This window comes from Streptomyces sp. NPDC012769 (genome assembly GCF_042901205.1).
Lineage (GTDB): Bacteria > Actinomycetota > Actinomycetes > Streptomycetales > Streptomycetaceae > Streptomyces.
Map to the genome: position 1 here is coordinate 143367 of NZ_JBIBCP010000009.1, position 20187 is coordinate 163553.

21 protein-coding genes are annotated in these 20187 nt (G+C 72.7%); 12 read left to right on the top strand and 9 right to left on the bottom strand.

Annotated features, from left to right (window positions below; translation table 11 throughout):
- Positions 1–26: 26 nt before the first annotated feature.
- The 3 genes from ACFY7C_RS35220 to ACFY7C_RS35230 form a co-directional block, all read right to left on the bottom strand.
- Positions 27–746: a class I SAM-dependent methyltransferase gene (locus tag ACFY7C_RS35220; protein WP_389659164.1), complete on the bottom strand. Its 720-nt coding sequence runs from the start codon at positions 744–746 to the stop codon at positions 27–29.
- Between the two features lie 207 nt (positions 747–953).
- Positions 954–1748, bottom strand: coding sequence for a transporter substrate-binding domain-containing protein (locus tag ACFY7C_RS35225; protein ID WP_389659167.1), 795 nt, complete (start codon positions 1746–1748; stop codon positions 954–956).
- A 47-nt stretch (positions 1749–1795) separates the two neighbouring features.
- Positions 1796–2743, bottom strand: a complete 948-nt coding sequence (locus ACFY7C_RS35230) for an aldo/keto reductase (protein ID WP_389659170.1) — start codon at positions 2741–2743, stop codon at positions 1796–1798.
- Between the two features lie 100 nt (positions 2744–2843).
- Between ACFY7C_RS35230 and ACFY7C_RS35235 the strand changes: the two genes are divergently transcribed.
- Positions 2844–4322 (top strand): alpha/beta hydrolase, encoded by a 1479-nt coding sequence (locus tag ACFY7C_RS35235; RefSeq protein ID WP_389659173.1) that lies wholly within the window; start codon positions 2844–2846, stop codon positions 4320–4322.
- 1 nt (position 4323) lies between these two features.
- Here ACFY7C_RS35235 and ACFY7C_RS35240 read toward each other — a convergent pair whose 3' ends face one another.
- The 3 genes from ACFY7C_RS35240 to ACFY7C_RS35250 are packed head-to-tail and all read right to left on the bottom strand — an operon-like array spanning position 4324 to position 7833.
- A complete protein-coding gene (locus ACFY7C_RS35240; protein WP_389659176.1) occupies positions 4324–5874 on the bottom strand; it encodes a PTS transporter subunit EIIC in 1551 nt (516 codons plus the stop codon).
- Between the two features lie 54 nt (positions 5875–5928).
- Positions 5929–6891, bottom strand: coding sequence for an N-acetylmuramic acid 6-phosphate etherase (murQ, locus tag ACFY7C_RS35245; protein ID WP_389659179.1), 963 nt, complete (start codon positions 6889–6891; stop codon positions 5929–5931).
- 18 nt (positions 6892–6909) lie between these two features.
- Positions 6910–7833 carry a MurR/RpiR family transcriptional regulator gene (locus tag ACFY7C_RS35250; protein WP_389659182.1) on the bottom strand — a complete coding sequence of 308 codons (924 nt, stop codon included), beginning with the start codon at positions 7831–7833 and terminating at the stop codon, positions 6910–6912.
- A 103-nt stretch (positions 7834–7936) separates the two neighbouring features.
- Between ACFY7C_RS35250 and ACFY7C_RS35255 the strand changes: the two genes are divergently transcribed.
- Together ACFY7C_RS35255 and ACFY7C_RS35260 are read left to right on the top strand one after the other, a co-directional pair.
- Positions 7937–8293: a hypothetical protein gene (locus ACFY7C_RS35255; protein WP_389659184.1), complete on the top strand. Its 357-nt coding sequence runs from the start codon at positions 7937–7939 to the stop codon at positions 8291–8293.
- Between the two features lie 82 nt (positions 8294–8375).
- Entirely contained in the window at positions 8376–8687 is a 312-nt protein-coding gene (locus tag ACFY7C_RS35260; RefSeq protein ID WP_389659187.1) for a DUF4031 domain-containing protein, read from the top strand.
- On the opposite strand, the gene ACFY7C_RS35265 is transcribed toward ACFY7C_RS35260, so the two are convergent.
- Positions 8675–9682, bottom strand: a complete 1008-nt coding sequence (locus tag ACFY7C_RS35265) for a hypothetical protein (RefSeq protein ID WP_389659190.1) — start codon at positions 9680–9682, stop codon at positions 8675–8677. The two genes, ACFY7C_RS35260 and ACFY7C_RS35265, sit on opposite strands and share 13 nt — an antisense overlap.
- Positions 9683–9714: 32 nt before the next feature.
- Positions 9715–10926: a Cmx/CmrA family chloramphenicol efflux MFS transporter gene (locus ACFY7C_RS35270; RefSeq protein WP_389659261.1), complete on the bottom strand. Its 1212-nt coding sequence runs from the start codon at positions 10924–10926 to the stop codon at positions 9715–9717.
- Between the two features lie 312 nt (positions 10927–11238).
- On the opposite strand from ACFY7C_RS35270, the gene ACFY7C_RS35275 reads away from it, so the two are divergent.
- Positions 11239–11568, top strand: coding sequence for a hypothetical protein (locus ACFY7C_RS35275; protein WP_389659193.1), 330 nt, complete (start codon positions 11239–11241; stop codon positions 11566–11568).
- Between the two features lie 35 nt (positions 11569–11603).
- Here the strand turns inward: ACFY7C_RS35275 and ACFY7C_RS35280 are convergent, their stop codons facing one another.
- Positions 11604–12266 (bottom strand): hypothetical protein, encoded by a 663-nt coding sequence (locus ACFY7C_RS35280; protein WP_389659196.1) that lies wholly within the window; start codon positions 12264–12266, stop codon positions 11604–11606.
- 156 nt (positions 12267–12422) lie between these two features.
- Between ACFY7C_RS35280 and ACFY7C_RS35285 the strand changes: the two genes are divergently transcribed.
- From ACFY7C_RS35285 to acpS, 8 genes are all read left to right on the top strand, one after another.
- Complete coding sequence (locus ACFY7C_RS35285; RefSeq protein WP_389659199.1) at positions 12423–13868, top strand: MFS transporter; 1446 nt, start codon at positions 12423–12425, stop codon at positions 13866–13868.
- Between the two features lie 210 nt (positions 13869–14078).
- Positions 14079–15263 carry a trans-sulfuration enzyme family protein gene (locus ACFY7C_RS35290; RefSeq protein WP_389659202.1) on the top strand — a complete coding sequence of 395 codons (1185 nt, stop codon included), beginning with the start codon at positions 14079–14081 and terminating at the stop codon, positions 15261–15263.
- A gap of 133 nt (positions 15264–15396) precedes the next feature.
- Positions 15397–15963, top strand: coding sequence for a MaoC family dehydratase (locus tag ACFY7C_RS35295; protein ID WP_389659204.1), 567 nt, complete (start codon positions 15397–15399; stop codon positions 15961–15963).
- 47 nt (positions 15964–16010) lie between these two features.
- On the top strand, positions 16011–16862 hold the full coding sequence (locus ACFY7C_RS35300) for a class I SAM-dependent methyltransferase (protein ID WP_389659207.1): 852 nt from the start codon (positions 16011–16013) through the stop codon (positions 16860–16862).
- The gene (locus ACFY7C_RS35305) at positions 16859–17902 is read left to right on the top strand and encodes a class I SAM-dependent methyltransferase (RefSeq protein ID WP_389659210.1); all 1044 of its coding nucleotides are present in this window, start codon (positions 16859–16861) and stop codon (positions 17900–17902) included. The genes ACFY7C_RS35300 and ACFY7C_RS35305 overlap by 4 nt, the downstream gene beginning before the upstream one ends.
- A 25-nt stretch (positions 17903–17927) precedes the next feature.
- Positions 17928–18821 (top strand): diiron oxygenase, encoded by an 894-nt coding sequence (locus ACFY7C_RS35310; RefSeq protein WP_389659213.1) that lies wholly within the window; start codon positions 17928–17930, stop codon positions 18819–18821.
- A 32-nt stretch (positions 18822–18853) separates the two neighbouring features.
- The gene (locus ACFY7C_RS35315; protein ID WP_389659216.1) at positions 18854–19741 is read left to right on the top strand and encodes a hypothetical protein; all 888 of its coding nucleotides are present in this window, start codon (positions 18854–18856) and stop codon (positions 19739–19741) included.
- 1 nt (position 19742) lies between these two features.
- Positions 19743–20186 (top strand): holo-ACP synthase, encoded by a 444-nt coding sequence (gene acpS / locus ACFY7C_RS35320; RefSeq protein WP_389659219.1) that lies wholly within the window; start codon positions 19743–19745, stop codon positions 20184–20186.
- Position 20187 lies beyond the last annotated feature (1 nt).

Genomic DNA, 20187 nt, shown 5'->3' on the forward strand with positions numbered 1-20187 from the left:
GGGGACGGGCAGAGCCCGTGTGGTTTTCAGGGCCGGCGGAACAGGCCCGTCCAGAGGAAGGGCTCGCCGAAGTGGGGGGAGTCGGACGGTTCGTCGTGCATGCGGCGGAGTTCGACTTCTGTCAGGTCGGAGAAGAGCGCGCGCAGGGAGTCCGCGGTGTAGGCGAGGCCGCCGTGGAGGGAGGCGTCGCGGTAGAAGGCGGGGTCGGGGAGTTCGGAGCCCATGCCGTCGGGTCCGGCGGCGAAGCAGGTGAGGGCGAAGTGGCCGCCGGGGGCGAGGTGGCGGGTGAGGAGGGCGAGGTAGGTGGCGCGGCGGTGGGGCGGGAGGTGGTGGAAGCAACCGGAGTCGTAGATCAGGTCGTACGGGCCGCCGTCGAGCCGGCCCTCCCGGTCGAGCGCGAACACGTCGCCGTGCAGGAAGCGGACGTCGAGGCCGGCTTCGTCCGCCCGCTCCCTCGCCCATGTCAGGGCGCCCGTCGACAGGTCCACCGCGTCGACCCGGAAGCCGCGCGCGGCGAGGTGCAGGGCGTTGCGGCCCGGGCCGCAGCCGAGGTCGAGGGCGCGGCCCGCGGTGGGGATCAGGCCTTGGTCGAGGTGGCCGACGAGGTTCTCGTCGGGCTTCGGGACGAAGAAGGGGACGGGCCGGGAGCGGTCGTCGTAGAAGCCGTTCCACTTGTCGGTGTCCTGGGCGAACAGGCCGTCCAGGAGCTGGAGGACGTCCTCGGTGGTGCGGGTCGTACGGTCCATGCGGATCCCCTTCCGTGTCGGTGGAACGCTACGGCAGGGAGAGGTAAAAGCCCAGGTCAGAGGTAGTTTGGTGAGGCGCGGTGCGGGGCCGTGCCGACCGTTCGCGAAGGCCCGGCCCCGCCCCTTCGCCCCCGGGTCCGGGGGCGGGGAGCAGGGGCGCCAGGGGCCCTCCCGGGGCGTTTCCGGGCGGGGCCGGAGAGGGTTTCCCTACGGGTTTCGCGGGGAGTGGGCGGGCGGGGCCAGGAGGGCCGGGTCCTGGCCCGAGCGGGTCAGGGAGGCGGCGACGAAGCCGTTCGCCTTCAGTTCCTCCACCGTGGCGCGCAGGAAGGAGACCGTCTCGGCCGACCGGCCGACGGTCGTGCCGACCGCCTGCCGGATCTCCATGAACCGCTCGTCGAGCAGCCGTACCTCGGGGTGGGCGGCCGCGTAGGCCGTCATCGGCTGGCGGATGCCCGCGCCCGCCTCCAGGCCCTGCTCGACGAAGGTGTCGACGCCCTCCGCGCCCCGCACCGGTGTCGCGTGCCGCAGCGTGCGGGTGAGGTGGAGGTCGTAGGCGGAGCCCGCCTTCACGCCGACGCGGACGCCCGGGGCGTCCACGTCCTCGGGGGTCTTCAGGGCGGAGTCGCGCGGCACCACGTACACGCCCTCGATGACCGCGTACGGGGCCGTGAAGGCGACCTCCGCCTCCCGCGCCGGGTCGACCGCGAGGAAGCAGAGGTCGGCCCGGCCGGTCGCCATCGCCTCGTACGACGCGCGGGCCGCGTCGAAGCAGAGCAGCTCCACGGGCACGCCGAGCCGGGCGCCGATCTCGCGGGCGAGGTCCACCGTGACGCCGGCGGGGGCGTCCGGCGTGCCCTGGGCGAGGACCGGGTTGCCGAGGTTGATGGACGCGCGCAGGGTCCCGGTCGGGGCCAGGTCGGCTGCCACGGCGGCGCGGGCCGCGGCGTCGGCGTGCGGGGCGGCGGCGGGGTCGGGGACCGAGGCGGGGTGCGGGGTCGTCATGGGCGGAGTCTAGGGACACCACCCCCCGGTCGGCGGGCCCGCTGTCCCTACGCGGCGCCGTGGTGCGCGGAGTCCAGCAGCCCCAGTTCCTCGGTGGTCAGCTCCAGCGCCCCGGCCGCGACGTTCGCCTCCAGGTGGCCGAGGTCGCCGGTGCCGGGGATGGCCAGCAGGTGCGGGCCCTGGTGAAGGGTCCAGCCGAGGCGGACCTGGGCCGGGCTCGCGCCGTGGGCGGCGGCCACGGCCAGCACCTCGTCGGGCTCGGCGGCGGTGGCTCCGCTCTCCCGGCCGGCCGCCGCGATCGCGTAGAACGGTACGAAGGCGATGCCCAGCTCCCCGCAGTGGCGGACGAACTCCGCGTACTCGGGGCGCACTCCGATCCCGTACATGTTCTGCACGCACACCACCGGCGCGATCCGCCGCGCCTCCTCCAACTGCTCCGGGGTGACGTTGGAGAGGCCGAGGTGGCGGATGAGGCCGGCCTCGCGGAGTTCGGCGAGGGCGCCGAAGCGTTCGGCGACGGAATCGGTGCCGAGGACCCGGAGGTTGACGACGTCGAGGTGGTCGCGGCCCAGCTGGCGCAGATTCTCCTCGACCTGGCCGCGCAGCGCCTCGGGCGTCCGGGCGTGGGCGGCCCAGGCGCCGGACGCGTCGCGCGCCGGGCCGACCTTGGTGGCGATGACGAGGTCGTCGGGGTAGCGGCCGGAGGGGGCGAGGGCGCTGTTGATGAGCTCGTTGGCCGAGCGAAGCGGGGAGAAATAGAAAGCGGCGGTATCTATGTGATTGACGCCGAGCTCGACGGCCCTGCGGAGGACCGCGATCGCCTGGTCCCGGTCCCTCGGGACGGCGTTCTCGACGAGCGCCTCCCCGGTCTGGGGGAGGCGCATCGCGCCGAAGCCGATGCGGCGCACGGTCAGGTCGCCCAGCGTCCAGGTCCCGGAGGCGGTGGCGGCGGCAGAGGTGGTGGCGGGGGTGTGGGCATGCGTGTCCGTGGTCATGCGAGGGTGATCTCCCTTGTACGGGGCGGGGGTTGGCCCTACTCCGGAGTGGCCTGCCTGCGGGATGGGTGAGGCGCACGTGATCGACGAAGGTTTCCCCATGACCTCCTACCTGCGCAACACCGTTCTGCTCGGCCTCGGTTCCGTCGTCGTCGCGGCCGGACTCGCCGCCGCCCCGGCCGCTTCCGCCGCGCCCGCTCCTCTCGGCTGGGCCGCGTGCGGCCCCGCCGGCCTCGGCCAGGAGTGCGCGAAGCTCACCGTCCCACTGGATTACGCCGACCCCGGCGGCCGACAGGTCGAACTGGCCGTGTCCCGGATCCGCAGCACCGACCCGGCCGCTCGGCGCGGCACCCTCCTCGTCCTGCCGGGCGGCCCCGGCGGCTCGGGCGTGCAGCGGCTGAGCCAGAAGGGCGCGGCGCTGGTGAAGGAGCTGGGCGGCGCGTACGACCTGGTGGCCTTCGACCCGCGCGGGGTCGGCGACAGCATGAAGGCGGACTGCGGGCTCGCCGACGGGGACCGCCACCTGGTGAACCTGCGGGCCTGGCCGGCCGCCGACGGCTCCATCGACGAGAACGTCGAGCGGTCGCGGCGGGTCGCCGAGGCCTGTGCCCGAAACGGCGGCGCCGAGCTGCGCGGCCTCACCACCGCGAACCAGGTCCGGGACATGGACCGGCTGCGGGCGGCGCTCGGCGAGGACAAGGTGTCCGCCTGGGCCAACTCGTACGGGACCTACGTCACCGCCCGGTACGCCCAGAAGTACCCCCACCGCACCGACCGGGTCGTCCTCGACAGCAGCGCCGACCCGAACCCGCGGTCCGTCGCCCAGGGCTGGCTGCGGGACATGGCGCGGGGCGTGGACGACCGCTTCCCCGACTTCGCGGCCTGGGCGGCGCACCCCGACCGGGCGAAGGCCGGGCTGCGGCTCGCCGAACGCCCCGAGGACGTCCGGCCCCTGGTCCTCGACCTGGCCGCCCGCCTGGACCGCGCGCCCCGGCCCTCGAACACGCCCGGTGTGCCGCTCACCGGCAACCTGCTCCGCCAGGCCCTGCAGAACGCCCTCGTCTCCGACACTGCCTTCGAGGGCTTCGCCCGCCTGGTCCAGGAGGCCCGCACGCCCACCGCGACCCCCGTCCTGCCGGCCATGCTGGCCGGCCCCATGTCCGGCCCCGACACGACCGTGATCGTCGGCGTCGTCTGCAACGACGTGAAGTGGCGCGGCTCCGTGCGCGACCACGAGCGGGCCGTCGCCGCCGACCGCGCCGCGCACCCGCTGACGGCGGGCATGCCGGTGAACATGACTCCCTGCGCCTTCTGGAAGGGCGGTCCGGTCGAGAAGCCGGTCCGCCTCACCGACGACGGCCCGTCCAACATCCTCATGATCCAGGGACTCCGCGACCCCAACACCCCCCACGCCAGCGGCCTCAAGATGCGCGCGGCCCTCGGCGACCGCGCCCGCCTGGTCTCCGTCGACCGCGGCGGCCACGGCATGTACCTGGGCAACGGCAACGCGTGCGGCGACCGCGCGGTCACCCGCTTCCTGCTGACGGGGGAGCGCCCGGCGACCGACGTCGGCTGCTAGTTCAGGCCTTCGCCGGGGCGGCGCCCGGGGCCGGAGCCGGCCCCGGACCCGGGGAGGCCGGCGGTCCCGTGAGTGCCTCCGTCCCGGCGGCCTCCGTCGCCACGTCGTACTCCTCGATCAGCGCCCGGCCGAGGCCGAAGAAGTACGTGGCCAGGAAGCCCGTCGCGTAGCCGACGAGCAGCCCGCCCGCGTAGATCGCGACGGTCTCGCCCATGCCCTTGTTGCCGTCGAGGAGCGGGAAGAGGGCCCAGCCGGAGGGGCCGATGGCGGTGGAGCCGACCTTGGCGCCGAGCATGGTGAAGAGGCCGACGAAGCCGCCGCCGAAGGCGCCGCCGACGCAGGCGGTGACGAAGGGGCGGCCGAGGGGCAGGGAGACGCCGTAGATGAGGGGCTCGCCGACGCCGAGGAGACCGGCCGGGAGGGCGGAGCGGATGGTGCGGCGCAGCGAGCCGTTGCGGGACAGCCTCACGTACACGGCCATGGCCGCGCCGACCTGGCCCGCGCCCGCCATCGCCAGGATCGGCAGGAGCACCGTGTAGGTCTGCTGCTCGATGAGGGTGGTGTGGATGGGGATGAGGGCCTGGTGGAGGCCGAGCATCACCAGCGGCAGGAACAGCCCGCCGAGGACGAAGCCGGCGCCGGCGCCCGCGTTCGCGAGCAGCCAGTCGGCGAAGTCGCCGATCGCCCGGGAGACCTCGCCGGCCACGAACATCAGGCCGAAGACGGTGACCAGGCCGGAGACGAGCACCGTGAGGGCCGGGGTGACCAGCACGTCCAGGGCCTCCGGCACCCGGCGGCGGCACCACTTCTCCACGTACACGGCGAGGACCGCCGCGCCGAGTGCGCCGAGGACGCCGCCCTGGCCGGGGGAGAGGGGCCGGCCGAAGACCTCGATCTTCTGGACGCCCGCGAAGACGATGACGGAGGCCACCGCGCCGCCGAGGATGGGCGTGCCGCCGAACTCCTTGGCCGTGTTGTAGCCGACGAAGACGGCGATGAGGGCCATGAAGCCGCTCGCGACGGCGGCGAGTGCCGGGGTGACGCCGGGCAGCCATCCGAGGTTGACCAGCAGGCCGTTGAGGCCGGCGATGATGCCGCAGCCGATGAGGGCGGGGATCAGCGGGACGAAGATGTTCGCGATCCTGCGCAGGAACAGCTTGAACGGCGTCGCGTTCCGCGCCTTCCGGGCGGCCCTGATCGCGGCGCCCGCCGCCGCGAGGTCCTCGGCGGTGTGCTTCGGGGCGGTGACCTTCGGTGCGGCGGCCTCGCCGTGTACGTGGAGAAGTGGTGCGGCGGCCGCCACCAGGGCCTCGAACTCAGGGGTCACCCGGGCGACCGCGCCGGGGCCGAGGACGATCTGGTACGTGTCGTCCTCCACCACGCCCAGCACGGACGGCAGCGCCCTGAGGGCCTCGTCCCGGACGAGTGAGCGGTCGCGCAGACCGAGCCGCAGACGGGTCATGCAGTGGGCCACGGAGGTGATGTTTCCGGCGCCGCCGACGAGCGGGAGGATCGCGGCGGCGACGGCGCGGTTCTTGTCGTCTGTGCTCATGGTGCGGTGGTGCCTCGCTGTGAGGGGTGAGGGCTGAGGGGTACGAGACGGGCCTCAGGTCGTCGTCGCGTGCAGCGCGGCGCGCAGGTGGCCCCGGGAGTCCTGCAGCCGCCGCTCGGCGGTCTTGGCGTCGATGTCGGCCAGGATCATCAGGATGGCGGTCTTCACCTCTCCGTCGGCGGAACGCAACGCGGTCTCGATCCGCTCGTCGGTCGCGCCGGTGGCCAGGGCGACGATCCGACGGGAGCGGGCCTGGAGCTTGTCGTTGGAGGCGCGGACGTCGACCATCAGGTTTCCGTAGGTCTTGCCGAGCCGGATCATGGTGATCGTCGAGATCATGTTGAGGACGAGCTTCTGGGCCGTGCCCGCCTTCAACCGGGTGGAGCCGGTGAGCAGTTCGGGCCCGGTCACGACCTCGATGCCGTGCTCGGCGGCCGCGGCGAGCGCGCTGTCCGCGTTGCAGGACAGGCCGATGGTGAGCGCGCCGAGGGCGCGGGCGTGTGCGACGGCGCCGACGGCGTACGGGGTGCGGCCGGAGGCGGAGACGCCGACCACGGTGTCGTCGGCGGTGAGGCCGAGCGCGGTGAGGTCCGCGACGGCGAGCTCCCTGGAGTCCTCGGCGCCTTCGACCGACCTGACCAGGGCGGAGGGGCCGCCCGCGATGAGGCCGACGACCTCGGAGGGGTCGGTGTTGAAGGTGGGCGGGCATTCGCTGGCGTCCAGGACGCCGAGCCGGCCGGCGGTGCCGGCGCCCATGTAGACGAGCCGTCCGCCGCGGGCCATCCGCTCGGCCGTGGCGTCGATGGCGGCGGCGATCGCTGGGAGCTGCCGGGCCACGGCGGCGGGGACGGTCTGGTCCTCCCGGTTCATGAGCGCGGCGATCTCGGTGGTGGGCAGCCGGTCGATCTCGGCGAGCTCGGGGCGGAAGGCCTCGGTGGTGAGGGTGGCGAGCTGGGCGCGCAGCGCGGAGTAGGTGGACGGCGCGGAGTCGCCGGCAGGCGTGGAGTGCGTGGGCACGGGGCGGCTCTTTCGGTGCTAGTGCTGGCGCGTGCGGGGGGCGTGGCGGTGCGCGAGGGCTTCGTACGAGGCCGCGAGGGCAGGGGCCGCCGTCTCGTACGTCCGTTGGGTGACGCAGGTGAACAGGCAGTCCACCACCAGGAGTTGGCTGGTCCGGGAGGACATCGCGGCCGGGCGCAGTTCGCTCTCGCGGGCGGTGGAGGTGGTCAGGACGTGGTCGGCGTACTGCGTCACGGGCCCGTCCGGGCGGCCGGTGATGGCGACGGTGGTGGCGCCGTGGTCGAAGGCGACCCGCAGCGGTTCTATGACGTCGCCGGTGGAGCCGGAGTGGGTGATGGCGATGGCGACGTCGCCGGAGCGGAGCTGTACGGCGTTGGTGACGGCCAGGTGCGGGTCGCTGTGGGCGTGGGCGATCAGGCCGATGCGGAGCAGTTTCTGGCCGAGGTCCTGGGCGACGAGGCCGGAGGCGCCGATGCCGTAGATGTCGATGCGGCGGGCGGCGGCGAGGGCGGCGACGGCGGCGCCGAGCTGGACGGTGTCGAGTCCGGCGGCGGTGTCGGCGAGGGTCTGCTGCTCGTCGTAGGCGAGCTTGGCGACGACGTCGGCGACGGGGTCGTCGACGGCGATGTCGGCGGTGACGGAGGGGGCGCGGCCGGACTGCTGCTGGGCGGCGAGGCCGGCGAGGGCGAGCCGCAGGTCGCGGTAGCCGGGGTAGCCGAGGAGGCGGGCGGTGCGCACGACGGTCGCCTCGCTGGTGCCGGTGAGCTCGGCGAGACCGGTGACCGTGAGGGCGGCGCAGCCGGCCGGGTCTCCGGCGACGGCCTCGGCGACCCGCTGCATGGAGCGGGTCATGGAGGGGGCGAGGGTCCGCACCTTGGCCGCGAGGGCGGCGGGGGCGGGCGGGGCCGCGCCGGTGAAACTTTCCTTCACGTCATTGGTCACGATTGAAAGATATTTTCGGCTACGGGGAGCGTCAAGCCCCCGTCGGCCCCCGGATCGGAGCAGGCCGTTGGTCCCGGGAGGGGCCCGGGCGCAGAATGTGAACATGGACGAGATCGACCCCGTAGAACAGGCCCTTCATGCCGCCCGGGCCCGGATCCTCGCCGACCTGGCGGCGCGCGAGGTCGGCATGGCCGAGGTCGTCTCGATGGTGGAGGACGCCGTCGCCCACCGCCGCTGGTGGGTGGAGCAGTGGCCCGAGGGCCGGGCCTTCGTGGCGGGTCTGGTCGCCCAGGACGTCCAGGACGCCCTGCTCGAACGGTACGGCCGCTGGCCCCTGTGCCCGGTCTGCTCCTCCGGCGACCCGCACGCCCTCGACGTCGAACCGGAGATGGGCCCGGACCCGCACTGGGTCTGCGGCAAGCAGGGAGTGAGAGTGGCACCCGTGGGCGGACTGACGTGACGGGGGCGGCAGCCGGGAGGGCCGCTGCGGGGGGCCGGACGCGAGCTGTGTCACGGGGGGCCGTGTCGGCGGAGGTGCGGGCGTGACCCTCTACATCGACCCGCCCACCTGGCCGGGCCACGGCCGCATGTGGTCGCACCTGGTCAGCGACGTCTCGTTCGACGAACTGCACGCCTTCGCCGCCGCCATCGGCTGCCCGCCCCGCGCCTTCGAGCGCGACCACTACGACATCCCGTCCGACCGCTACGCCTCCGCGGTGGCGGCCGGCGCGGTCGAGGTCGGCTCGAAGGAGATCGTCCGCCTCCTGACGAAGGCGGGCCTGCGCCGGCCGAAGGGGCGCCCGGAGGACTGGCCGCCGGCGCAGGGCGGGGGCCTGCCGCGCTACGGCGTGTAGCTGATGCCCGCGCCGTGGGTGGCGGCGATGGTCTGGGAGGCGTGGCCGTCGTGGATGTTGACGGGGTTGCCGCTGACGTTGCGGACCTTCAGGGTGGTCCGCACCTGGGTGCAGCCGCCGAGCTGGGCCTTGGTCAGCTTGAGGGTGTTGGCGGCCGTCTGGTGGTGCTTGTCGTCGGTGATGTTCCAGCGCGAGACCGGGCCCGCGATCGGGCCGCCGCAGGCGACGCCGGAGGCGTTCTGGGGCTGGGCCTCGACCCAGGTGTCGACGACGGTGCCGGTGTGGGCGCTCGTGCCGCCGGAGCAGATGGAGGAGTTGTAGACGCAGGTCGTCAGCGCGGCGTCCTGGTAGACCACGAAGTCGCTGTCGGTGGCCGACGGCGTGTAGGTGTAGCCGAGAGTGGTGGCCGTGATGCCGCGGGCGACGGTGGTGCCCTTGTCGGCCGGGAGGGTCCAGCGGGCGGTGGCCGCGTAGGTCTTGCGGGCGAGCTCGGCGCCGGCCGGGACGCGCATGGTGACCGTACGGCCGTTCTTGATGATCGAGGAGTACGAGACGATCGACAGGCGGCAGGTGTAGCTGCCGTCCGCGGGGGCGATGAACACCCAGCGCAGGGCCGTGGTCAGCCGGGTCTCGCCCGGGGGCACCAGGTTGGCGGCCCAGTAGGCGCCGGTCTCGGTGCCGGAGGGCAGGGCGGTGCCGTCGGCGCCCTGACAGCGGATGGCGAAGGTGTTGCCGATGTTGTCGCCTGCGGACAGGGCGTCGACCGGTTCGGTGGAGAAGTAACGGGACCAGAGGAACGAGCGCTCCCCGGCCGCGGCGTCGAAGGTGATCGCGGTGCCCGGCACGTCCACGTACGGGCCGGCGTTCACCCCCACCTCGTACTCGAAGTCGGCCGAGACGGCGCTCGCGGGCGCGGTCCCGAAGACCGCGCCCGCGAGGGTCACGACGAGCGCCCCGGCCGCCGCGACGGCGGTGCGGATCGTGTTGAGTCGCACTGCTGAGCTCCCCTGCTCTCGTGCTGTCGATGTCAGCGCGACGATACGCGGGACTCCTCCGGCTGCTTGGTGGTGGAGGACCTGGTCACCACCCGCGAGCGGGACCGCGTCAGTCGCAGGGCGACCGCGACCGTGGCGAGGGCGAGGAGCGTCATGGCCGCGCCGGCCCAGGCGGGGGAGGCGTAGCCGAGGTCGGCGTCGATGACGGTGCCGCCGAGCCAGGGGCCGCCGGTGTTGCCGAGGTTGAAGGCGGCGGTGGTGGTGGCGCCGGCGAGGGTGGGGGCGGCGCCGGCGACGTTGAACATGCGGGCGTTGAGGGCGGGGGCCGTGTAGAAGGCCGAGACGCCCAGGAGGAAGGTCAGCGCGATCGTGGCGACGGGGCTGGACGCGAACAGGGCGAGCGCCACGAGGAAGACGGTGGAGGCGGTGATGCCGCTGAGGAGGACGCCGAAGAGGTGGGCGTCGGCGACCCGGCCGCCGATGTACGTGCCGATCAGTGCGCCGATGCCGAAAAGGGCGAGGACGCCGGAGACCCAGCCGTCGTCGAGGCCGGAGACGTCGGTGAGCAGCGGGGCCAGGTAGGAGAAGGCACAGAAGACGCCGCCGGCGGCGAGGGCGGTGATGGCGACGGCCAGCAGCACCTGGCGGTCGCGGTAGATCACCAGCTCGTTCTTGAGGCGGGGCCGGGTCTCGGGCAGGGGGATGTGCGGGATGCGGGTGATCACGCCGACGAGGGCGATCGCGGAGGCCGCGCCCACCGCCCAGAAGGCGGAGCGCCAGCCGAGGTGCTCGCCGAGGAAGGCGCCGGCGGGGACGCCGAGCACGTTGGCGATCGACAGCCCGCCGATCATGACGGCCATGGCCCGGGCCCGTGCTCCGACCGGCACCATGGCGATGGCGACGGCGGCGCCGACGGCCCAGAACCCGGCGCAGGCGAGGGCGCTCACCACGCGCGAGGCGAAGAGGACGGCGTAGTTCGGCGCGAGCGCGCCGGCGACCTGGCCGAGTCCGAAGACGGTGATCAGCGCGACCAGGGTGGTCTTCCGTGGCAGCCGGAGGGTGGCGACGGCGAGCAGCGGCGCGCCGACGACCATGCCGATGGCGAAGGCCGATATGAGCAGGCCCGCGCGGGGGATGGAGACGTCCATGTCCGCCGCGATGGGCTGCAGCAGCCCGGAGAGCATGAACTCGCTCGTCCCGAGCGCGAAGACGGACAGGCCGAGGATGTACACGGCCAGGGGCATACGGGCGGGGGCGGGGGCGGCTGGGTGCGCGGCGTGCTCGGCGGGCTGGTCGGTCTCGTGCGGCTCGGCGGAGGAAGACGGCATGACATGGGTCAACCGACGGTTTGTGCCTGTCATTCCCCGCGTTCTTAATGGTCTCGGTATGCGAGACGGTCACCTTCCCCGGCGGTTCCTCACGCCGGGAGGCGTCCGACTGGGGGGCTCATGGCCCCGCCCCGGGTTCTCGGAAACGAACAGTCCTGTGAGGATCGAAGAATGAGTCGCACCATGTTCGTGCTCCGATACAGGAACGGGGAACCGGAGCCCTTGGACATGAATCTCGTGCGCGAGGTTCTGGCGCCGTACCTCGTATCCGCCGACGAGGGGTTCGAGGGCGCGCTGATCCGGACGCCCGACGACCGCGAGGTCGAGTTCGACATCAACGAGCTCTGCGTCGCCGTCAACCGGTTCCCGCCCGGCCGGTTCTTCGGCATCCTGGCCGAACTGGTGGACCGGCTCGGTGCGAGCGTGCTTCCGATGGACCGGCCGGCGGTCATCCGCGAGGAGGGGGACCGGGCCCACCTTCCCGAGCCGGGACGGGAGGCCGCCGTCGTCGTCGCGACGACGGGGCCGGCATGGGAGAACTTCATCAGCGGCGCCTGAACCGGGCCCACGAGGGTGAACGGAGCCTTTCGGCCTCAGTCCCCGGCCAGTTCCGCGAGTTCCTTCTCGAGGTTCTCCCGCGCCTTCTCCTCCCAGACCGCCGCGCCGTAGGGGGTGCGGAACAGCCGGGGCAGGGCGAGGAGTTGACGGAGGACGGCCGCGCGGCCCTCGCGGAAGGCCTCGTCGGGGACGAAGGCGTACTCCTCGCGGACCGCCGCCGTATACCCCCCGTAGGTATCAGGGTCGGTGGCGAGGACGGCGAGGTCCGCGTCGCAGAGGGTCTCGCCGTTCAGGTCGCCCGGGGCCGGGTCGTGGGTGACGGTGAGGCGGACCAGGCGGGCGACCTCGGTGACCTCGCGTTCGGTCAGGCCGGCCTCCGTCAGGGCCTTCTCGGCGAGGGCCGCGGAGCGTTCCTCGTTCTCCGAGCGGTCCGGGCGGTAGACCGCGTCGTGGAACCAGGCGGCGAGCCGGACGAGCTCCAACTCCCCGCCCTCGCCGCCCTGATCGGCCAGTTCGTCGATGCGGTCGAGGACCGCCCGCAGGTGGTCGACGGTGTGGTAGCGGCGCTGCGGTTCGCTCCAGCGGGCGAGGAGGTTCTCCCCGTACGGGAGCGGGTCCGGGCCCTCGCGGCCGGCGCGGGCGGCGAGCAGGGTGGCGTTCCAGCGCTGGAGCAGCGCGGGGTCCTGGGCTGCGGTCATGGGGGCATTCTGCCGCCCGGAAGGGGCCTCCGGCGGGCGGAGGCGCGCGTTCCCGTACGCCTTCATTTCGCCCTTACATACCCCCCACGGGTATGCTACGGTGCTCCACGCAGGTACCCCCCAGGGGTATGTCACCGCGAGCGAAGGGTCAGGGCAATGTCAACCGTCAATCCCCGGCGCTGGTGGGCACTTGTCGTGCTCGCCGCCGCACAGTTCATGGTCATCATGGACACCTCGATCATCGGAGTCGCGCTCCCCGAGATGCAGAAGGAGCTCGGCTTCTCCCAGGGCGAGCTCCAGTGGGTCTTCAACGCCTACGTCATCGTCTTCGGCGGTCTGCTGCTCCTCGGCGGACGCCTCTCCGACCTGGTCGGAGCCCGCAAGATCTTCGTCTCCGGCTGGGCGATCATGATCGCCGGCTCGATCCTCGCCGCCGCCGCGCAGACCGCGTGGGTCGAGATCGCCGGCCGCGCCGTCCAGGGCGTCGGCGGTGCGCTCATCGCGCCCTCCGCCATGACCCTGCTCATGATGCTCTTCATGCACGACCCGAAGGAGCTCGGCAAGGCGATGGCGCTCTACGGCGCCGCGGCCCCGGCCGGCGGCACCGCGGGCGTGTTCCTCGGCGGCGTCTTCACCGAGTGGGCCGCCTGGCAGTGGTGCTTCATCATCTACGTCCCGATCGGCATCGCGACCCTCGCCGCGACCAAGCTCCTCCCGAACGTCGAGTCCCGCCGCGGCTCCGTCGACGTCCTCGGCGCCGTCGCCGTCACCGCCGGTCTCGCGCTCGGCGTCTTCGCGGTCGTCCGCGCCCCCGAGGTCGGCTGGGGCTCCACCGCCACCGTCCTGGAGCTGGCCGGCGCCGCAGCCCTCATCATCCTCTTCTTCGTGATCCAGAAGGCCGTCCGCGAGCCCCTCATGCCGCTCAGCGTGTGGCGGGTCCCGCGCCTGGGCTCGGCCAACCTGGCGATGACGCTGCTCGGCGCCGCCTGGATCCCGATGTGGTACTTCCTCAACCTCTACCTTCAGCAGGTGCTCGGCTACGGCGCCTTCGCCTCCGGTGCGGCCCTGCTGCCGATGACCGGCCTGCTGATGATCTTCATGACGGCCATCACCGCCAAGCTCATGGCGAAGGTCGGCGCCAAGCCGCTCATCGGCGTCGGTCTGCTCGTCCTCGCCGCGGGCCTGTTCTGGCTGGCCGCCGTCGAGCCCACCGGCACCTTCGTCGTCGACGTCCTGCCGGCCTCGCTGGTCGCCGCGCTCGGCATGTCCCTCGCCTACATCCCGGCGATGATCGCCGCGATGTCCGGCGCCCCGCAGGAGCAGGCCGGTCTGGCCTCCGGCATCGTCAACACCACCTACAACGTCGGCTCCGCGCTCGGCCTCGCCGCCCTCACCGCGGTCGCCATGTCGCAGGGCGCCGACCAGCTCGGCAACCTGCCGAAGCTGACCGAGGGATTCTCGTCCGCCTTCATCGGCGCCGCGATCATCGCCGCCGTCGGCGGTGTGATCACCCTCCTGGTGATGAAGAGCGACAAGGCGCTCGCCGCCGGGGCCCCCGCCCCCGCGGCCGCCGACCAGCAGGGCGACAAGGTCGCCGTCTGACCCGCCGCCGTGACCCCGATTCCCAGGGGCCGCCCGATGTCCGTTCACCGGCCGTCGGGCGGCCCCCTTTTCGTACGCCGCCCCTGCTCGTACCGCATCGCCCGTACGCCGCCCCCTTCCGTGCGCCGCCCCCTTCCGTGCGCCGCCCCTTTCCGTACGGCGCCCCCTTTCCGTACGGCATTACTTCCGCTCCGAGAGGAAACCCGCCCCATGGACCTGAACACCCGGGACCTGAACACCCGCGCCGTGCACGTCGCCCATCCGCCCCTTCCGGAAGGCAGCCGGCCGCTGTCCGTGCCCCTCGTGCAGTCCTCCGCCTTCGCCTTCGACTCGGCCGACGCGCTCGCCGAGGCGATGGCCGGGCCCGACGGGCAGTACGTCTACAGTCGCCGCGGCAACCCGACCGTACGGGCCCTGGAGCAGACCCTCGCCGGCCTGGAGGGCGGTGCCGGGGCCATCGCCTTCGCCTCCGGCATGGGCGCGATCAGCGGGGTGCTGCTCGCGCTCCTGAAGCCCGGTGACCGGGTGGTGGCGCAGCGCTGTCTGTACGGCGGGACCTATGCCGTCCTGTCCGACCTCGCCGCCCGCTACGGCATCCGGGTCACCTACGTGTCCGGCGACGACACCGCCGAGTTCGAGGCGGCGGCCCAGCACCCCGCCACCCGGCTCCTGGTCCTGGAGACCGTCGCCAACCCCACCGGGCAGGTGCCCGACCTGCCCGGACTGCTCGCCGCCGCCCGCAGGATGGGGGTGACGAGCCTGGTCGACAACTCGCTCGCCTCGCCCGTGCTGTGCCGGCCGATCGAGCTCGGCGCGGACGTCGTCGTCCACTCGACCACCAAATACCTCTCCGGCCACTCCGACGTCCTCGGCGGCGCCGCCGTCTTCGCCGACGACGCCCTGCGCCGCGCCGTGTGGCCCCGCACGGTCGAACTGGGCGCCTGCGCTGACCCGTTCGCCGCCTGGCTGACCCTGCGCGGGATCCCCACGCTGCCGCTGCGGATGCGCGAGCACTGCCTGAACGCGGCCGTGCTCGCCGAACGGCTCGCCGCCCGTCCCGACGTCACGGCCGTCCACTACCCGATGCTCCCCGGCCATCCCTCGTACGACACCGCCCGCAAGGTCCTCTCGGGCGGCGGCGGGCTGCTCTCCTTCGAGCCGGCGGGCGGCCGGGAGGCCGGCCGGGCCTTCGTCGAGCGGGTGCGGGTCGCCCGGCTCGCACTGTCGCTCGGCGGCGTCGAGTCCCTGGTGACCCACCCGGCGTCCACCTCGCACCGCGAGCTGGACTCGGCGGCGCTGGCCGCCGCGGGGATCGCGCCGGGGCTCGTGCGGATGTCGGTCGGGATCGAGTCGGTCGAGGACCTGTGGGCGGACGTCGAACAGGCCCTGAGCTGAGGCCTGTTGGCGAGTCCGATCGGGTCAACAATCAGCCCCTCGGACGCTTCTTTTGGGTTGACAAAATAAATGACTGATTCGTAGATTGGGTGATGCCAGGGAACGACCACTCCTAGGTCAAGGGGGGCGCGTGATGCGCTACTTCGAGGACTTCCGGCCCGGCGACGTCCACGAGCTGGGCACCGTCACCGTCACGGCGGAGGAGGTGCTGGAGTTCGGAAAGCGCTTCGACCCGCAGCCCTTCCACACGGACCCCGAGCTCGCCAAGGACTCCCAGTTCGGCGGGCTGATCGCCAGCGGCTTCCACACCCAGTCGATGTTCATGCGCCGCTACGTCGACGGACTGCTCGCCTACAGCGCCTGCATGGGCTCGCCCGGCATCGACGAGGTCCGCTATCTGCGGCCCGTGCGCCCCGGCGACGTCCTCAGGGCGCGGGTGGAGATCCTTGGCGCCACGCCGTCGCCGTTCAACCCCACCAGCGGCACCGTCAAGCCGCGCTGCACGCTGGTGGCCGCCGACGGGACGGCCGTGTTCAGCATGATCCTGCACAGCATCTTCCGGCGCCGTCCCGCCGGATCCGAGGCCGCGCGTCTGTCGTCGATGCCCGCGGCCGCGGACCCCGCCGGGTGCTGCTCGCGCCAGGCGAAGAGCGCCTCGCAGAAGACCGCGAGGACGCCCGCTGTCCCGGTGTCCGGCTGAGCACGGCCGTCCGAATCACCCACACCACCAGTGAAGGGGGACCTCCTGTGGAGGCCGTATCCCGCACCGCCCAGTGGACCGCCGCCGCGCGCGCCCTGGAGACCGAGCGCGAGGACCGGCTGTTCGCCGATCCCTACGCGCGCACCGTCGCCGACCGGATCGGCTTCGAACTGCTCGAGCGCTACGCCGGGGGCGGCACCGTGCCGTTCCTCGCCATCCGCACCACCTACCTGGACCGCGCCATCGTCAAGGCGGTGGAGGAGCGGGGCATCCGCCAGGTGGTCTTCCTCGCCGCCGGCATGGACACCCGGTTCTTCCGGCTGCCCTGGCCCGACGGCGTCACCGTCTACGAGCTCGACCGCCCGGCCCTCCTTCAGGCCAAGGCCGAGATGCTGGCGAACGAGCCGCAGCCGGCCGGCCGCACCCGGATCACCGTTCCGGTCGACCTCACCCAGGACTGGACCGGCCCCCTGAAGGAGGCGGGCTGGAAGAGCGACGAGCCCGTCCTGTGGGTGGTCGAGGGCCTGCTGTTCTTCCTGCCGGAGGAGGCCGTGCGCACCCTCATCTCGACGCTGTCCGCGCACGCGGCGCCCGGCTCCGTGCTGCTCGGCGACGTCATCTCCAAGGCCGCCCTGGAGAACCCGCTGGCCCGCGGCTTCCTCAGTGCCCTGAAGGAGGACGGCAACCCGTGGCTCTTCGGCACCGAGGAGCCCGAGGCGCTGCTCGACGCCTGCGGCTGGGACGTGCGCGAGGTCAGGCAGCCGGGCGAGCCCGGCGCCGACTTCGACCGCTGGCCCTACCCGGTCCCGCCGCGCTCCGTCCCGCGCGTGCCGCGGTCCTTCCTGTTCACGTGCGAGCTCCCGACCACGAACGGCTACCAGGAGGAGAAGGCCGCATGAGCGCCCACGACTTCCACCAGCAGGTCATCAGCGACGCCGGCGCGGCCGTCCGCGGCCTGACCGTCGCCCTCGGCGAGCGCCTCGGCCTCTACAAGGCCCTCGCGGCGAACGGGCCGCTCACCGCCGCCCAGCTCGCCGAGAAGACCGGCACCAGCGAGCGGTACATCGAGGAGTGGCTGCACGCCCAGCTCTCCGCCGGCTACGTGGAGCGGCACCCCAGCTCGCTCACGTACACGCTGCCCGCCGACCACGTCGAGGTCCTCGCCGACCCGACCGCGGTCACCTTCGCCGCCGGTTTCTTCACCGCCCTGAAGGCGCTTTACGCCACCGAGGACTCGCTCGTCGAGGCGTACCGCAGCGGCGACGGCGTCGGCTGGGCCGAGCACGACCCGGCGCTCGACACCGGCATGGGCTCCTTCTTCCAGCCGACGTACGAGCACAAGCTCGTCCCCGACTGGCTGCCCGCGCTGCACGAGGTCACCGACAAGCTGGCCGCCGGCGGCACCGTCGCCGACGTCGGCTGCGGCGTCGGCCACACCACGCTGCTCATCGCGAAGGCGTTCCCGAACGCCACCGTCCACGGCTTCGACTACTCGGAAGAGGCCATCTCGATCGCCCGGCAGCTCGCCGAGGAGGCCGGTCTGTCCGACCGGGTCGTCTTCGAGGTCGCCTCCGCCGACGACTACCCGGGCAGCGGCTACGACCTGGTGTGCTTCTTCAACGCCCTGCACGACATGGGCGACCCGGTCGCCGCCGCCCAGCACGTGCACAAGTCGCTGGACGCGGACGGCACCTGGATGCTGGTCGAGTCGAACGTCTCGCCCGCCGACATCGACACCCAGACCCCCGCCGCCCGCATGTTCATGGCCCTGTCCGCCGTGATGTGCCTGCCCGTCGCCGTCGCCCAGCGCGGCCCGCACGCGCTCGGCAACCACTCCGGCGAGAAGGCCTTCCGCGCCATCGCCGAGGAGGCCGGCTTCACCCGCTGGCGCCGCGCTACCGAGACCCCGGTCAACGCGGTCTACGAAGTCCGCCCCTGACCCCACCTTCCTGAGGAGCCACGTCATGGGCGTCACCGCCCCCCTGCCGGTCACCGACCGGTTCATGGAAGTCCTGGAGCGGCTCAGCGAGCGTTCCGTCGAGGACTACTACAACCCGTACCAGACCTTCCAGTGGCCCGAGACGCTGGAGGAGAACCGTTTCTGGATGACTCCGGAGCTGCTCACCGTCTACGGCACCGAGCACTTCGACAGCCTCGGCGAGGAGGCGCTCCAGCGCCTGTCGAAGTGGGAGTCCATCAACTTCTACAGCCTCAACGTGCACGGCATCCGCGAGCTCCTCATCGAGGTCGTCGGCCGCATCCACATGCCGGGCTTCGAGGTCCCCTCGGACTTCTTCCACCACTTCATCGGCGAGGAGAACGAACACATGTGGTTCTTCTCCGAGTTCTGCCGCCGCTACGGCAACAAGATTTACGGCTCCACCGCCATGCGCGCCGACGCCGCCTGGGAGCCCGAGGTCGAGAACTTCCTGGTCTTCACCCGCATCCTGTTCTTCGAGGAGCTGGTCGACCACTACAACTCCCGGATGGCCAAGGACGCGACCCTGTGCCACACCATCCGCGAGGTCAACCGCATCCACCACCAGGACGAGTCCCGCCACATCGCCTTCGGCCGCGAGCTGGTCTCCCTCCTCTACCAGCGGATGTGCCAGGCCGTCGGCGCCGAGCGGGTCCGTGAGGTCGAGGCGTACCTCAAGCGGTACGTCGTCTACAGCATCAACTCCCTCTACAACCCCCACGTGTACCGCGACGCCGGCATCCCCGACCCGCTCGCGCTGCGCAACAGCCTCGTCGCCGACGAGCGCCGCCGCCCGCACGAGCGCAAGGCGATCCGCAAGCCGCTGTCCTTCTTCCTGAAGACCGGGATCTTCTCCGACGACACGCTGCCCGTCGTCTGAGCGACAGCCCCCACCCGAGAGGTGCACCGACCATGACCCTCACGACCCCCGAGTCCGTCGGGGACACCAGGGGCCTGCCCACGCTCGGCCCCGAGGCGACCCGCCTGCTGCGGCTCCTCGACGACACCTTCGAGGGCTGGGGGGTGGCCGCGGGCGCCCGCCCGATGACCATGCCCCCGCTGCTCCCGGCCGCCGACCTGGCCAGGCTCGACTACTACGACAACTTCCCCCACCAGGCCGTCGTCGCCGCCCCGCTCGACCTGGAGCGCCGCGCGACCACGCCCTTCGACACCGACACCGGCCGCTTTCCGACCGCCGCGCTCGAACCCGCCGCGCTCGGACTGCCCTCGGCGTCCTGCTACGCCGTCTACCTCACCCACCAGGGCACCCGGGTCGCCGACGACACCCTCGTCACGATCTGCTCCTGGTGCTTTCGCAAGGAGACCCACTACGAGGGCATGCGGCGCCAGCTCGGCTTCCGCATGCGGGAGATCGTCGCCATCGGCGGCCGCGAGCACGCCGAGAACCACCTCGCGGCCTTCACCACCCGCGTCCACGCCTTCGCCGAGGCGCTCGACCTGCCGCTGCGCAAGGAGGCCGCCTGCGACCCGTTCTTCGACAAGGGCGGCTCGAAGGCCCTGCTCCAGCGGCTCACCCCGGTGAAGCACGAGTTCCTGTACGAGGACCTGGCGATCGCCTCGGTCAACACGCACCGGAACTTCTTCGGCGACCGCTGCGCCATCACCCTGGAGTCCACCGGCGGCCCCGCCTTCACCAGCTGTGTCGCCTTCGGCCTGGAGCGGTGGCTGTCGGCGCTCACCCGCCGGCACGGCGGCTGGGACGCCGCCACACAGGCGGTCCTCGACGCGAACGCCCGCCTGCGGGCCGGTGCGAGCGGCGCGGCCGGGCCGGTGATCTGACGTGCCGGCCCGTCCCGTCGCCCCGCCGGCGGGCGGCCTGGGCTGGGCGAACCTCGGCATGGACATCGTGTCCGTCAACCGTGTCCGCAGGCTTCTCGCCCAGTACGGGGAGAAGTTCTTCGAGCGGATGCTCACCCCCGGCGAACTCGCCGACTGCCGCACCGCCGACGGGCTCGACGTCCTGAGCCTGTGCGGACGGATCGCGGCCAAGGAGGCGGCCTTCAAGACGTTGCGGGTCCGCGGCAGGTTCCTGCCCTGGCCGGACATCGTCGTACGGCGCTCCGAGGGCGGCTGGCCGCTGGTGGAGCTGCGTGGACCCGCGGCCGAGATGGCCCAGGAGTCCGGCATCTCCGAGATCACCGTGTCCATCAGCCACGACGTGGACTACGCGGTCGCGGTCGCCGCGCCGATCATCGCCCCCACCCCTTACGTATCCCAGCAGTAGC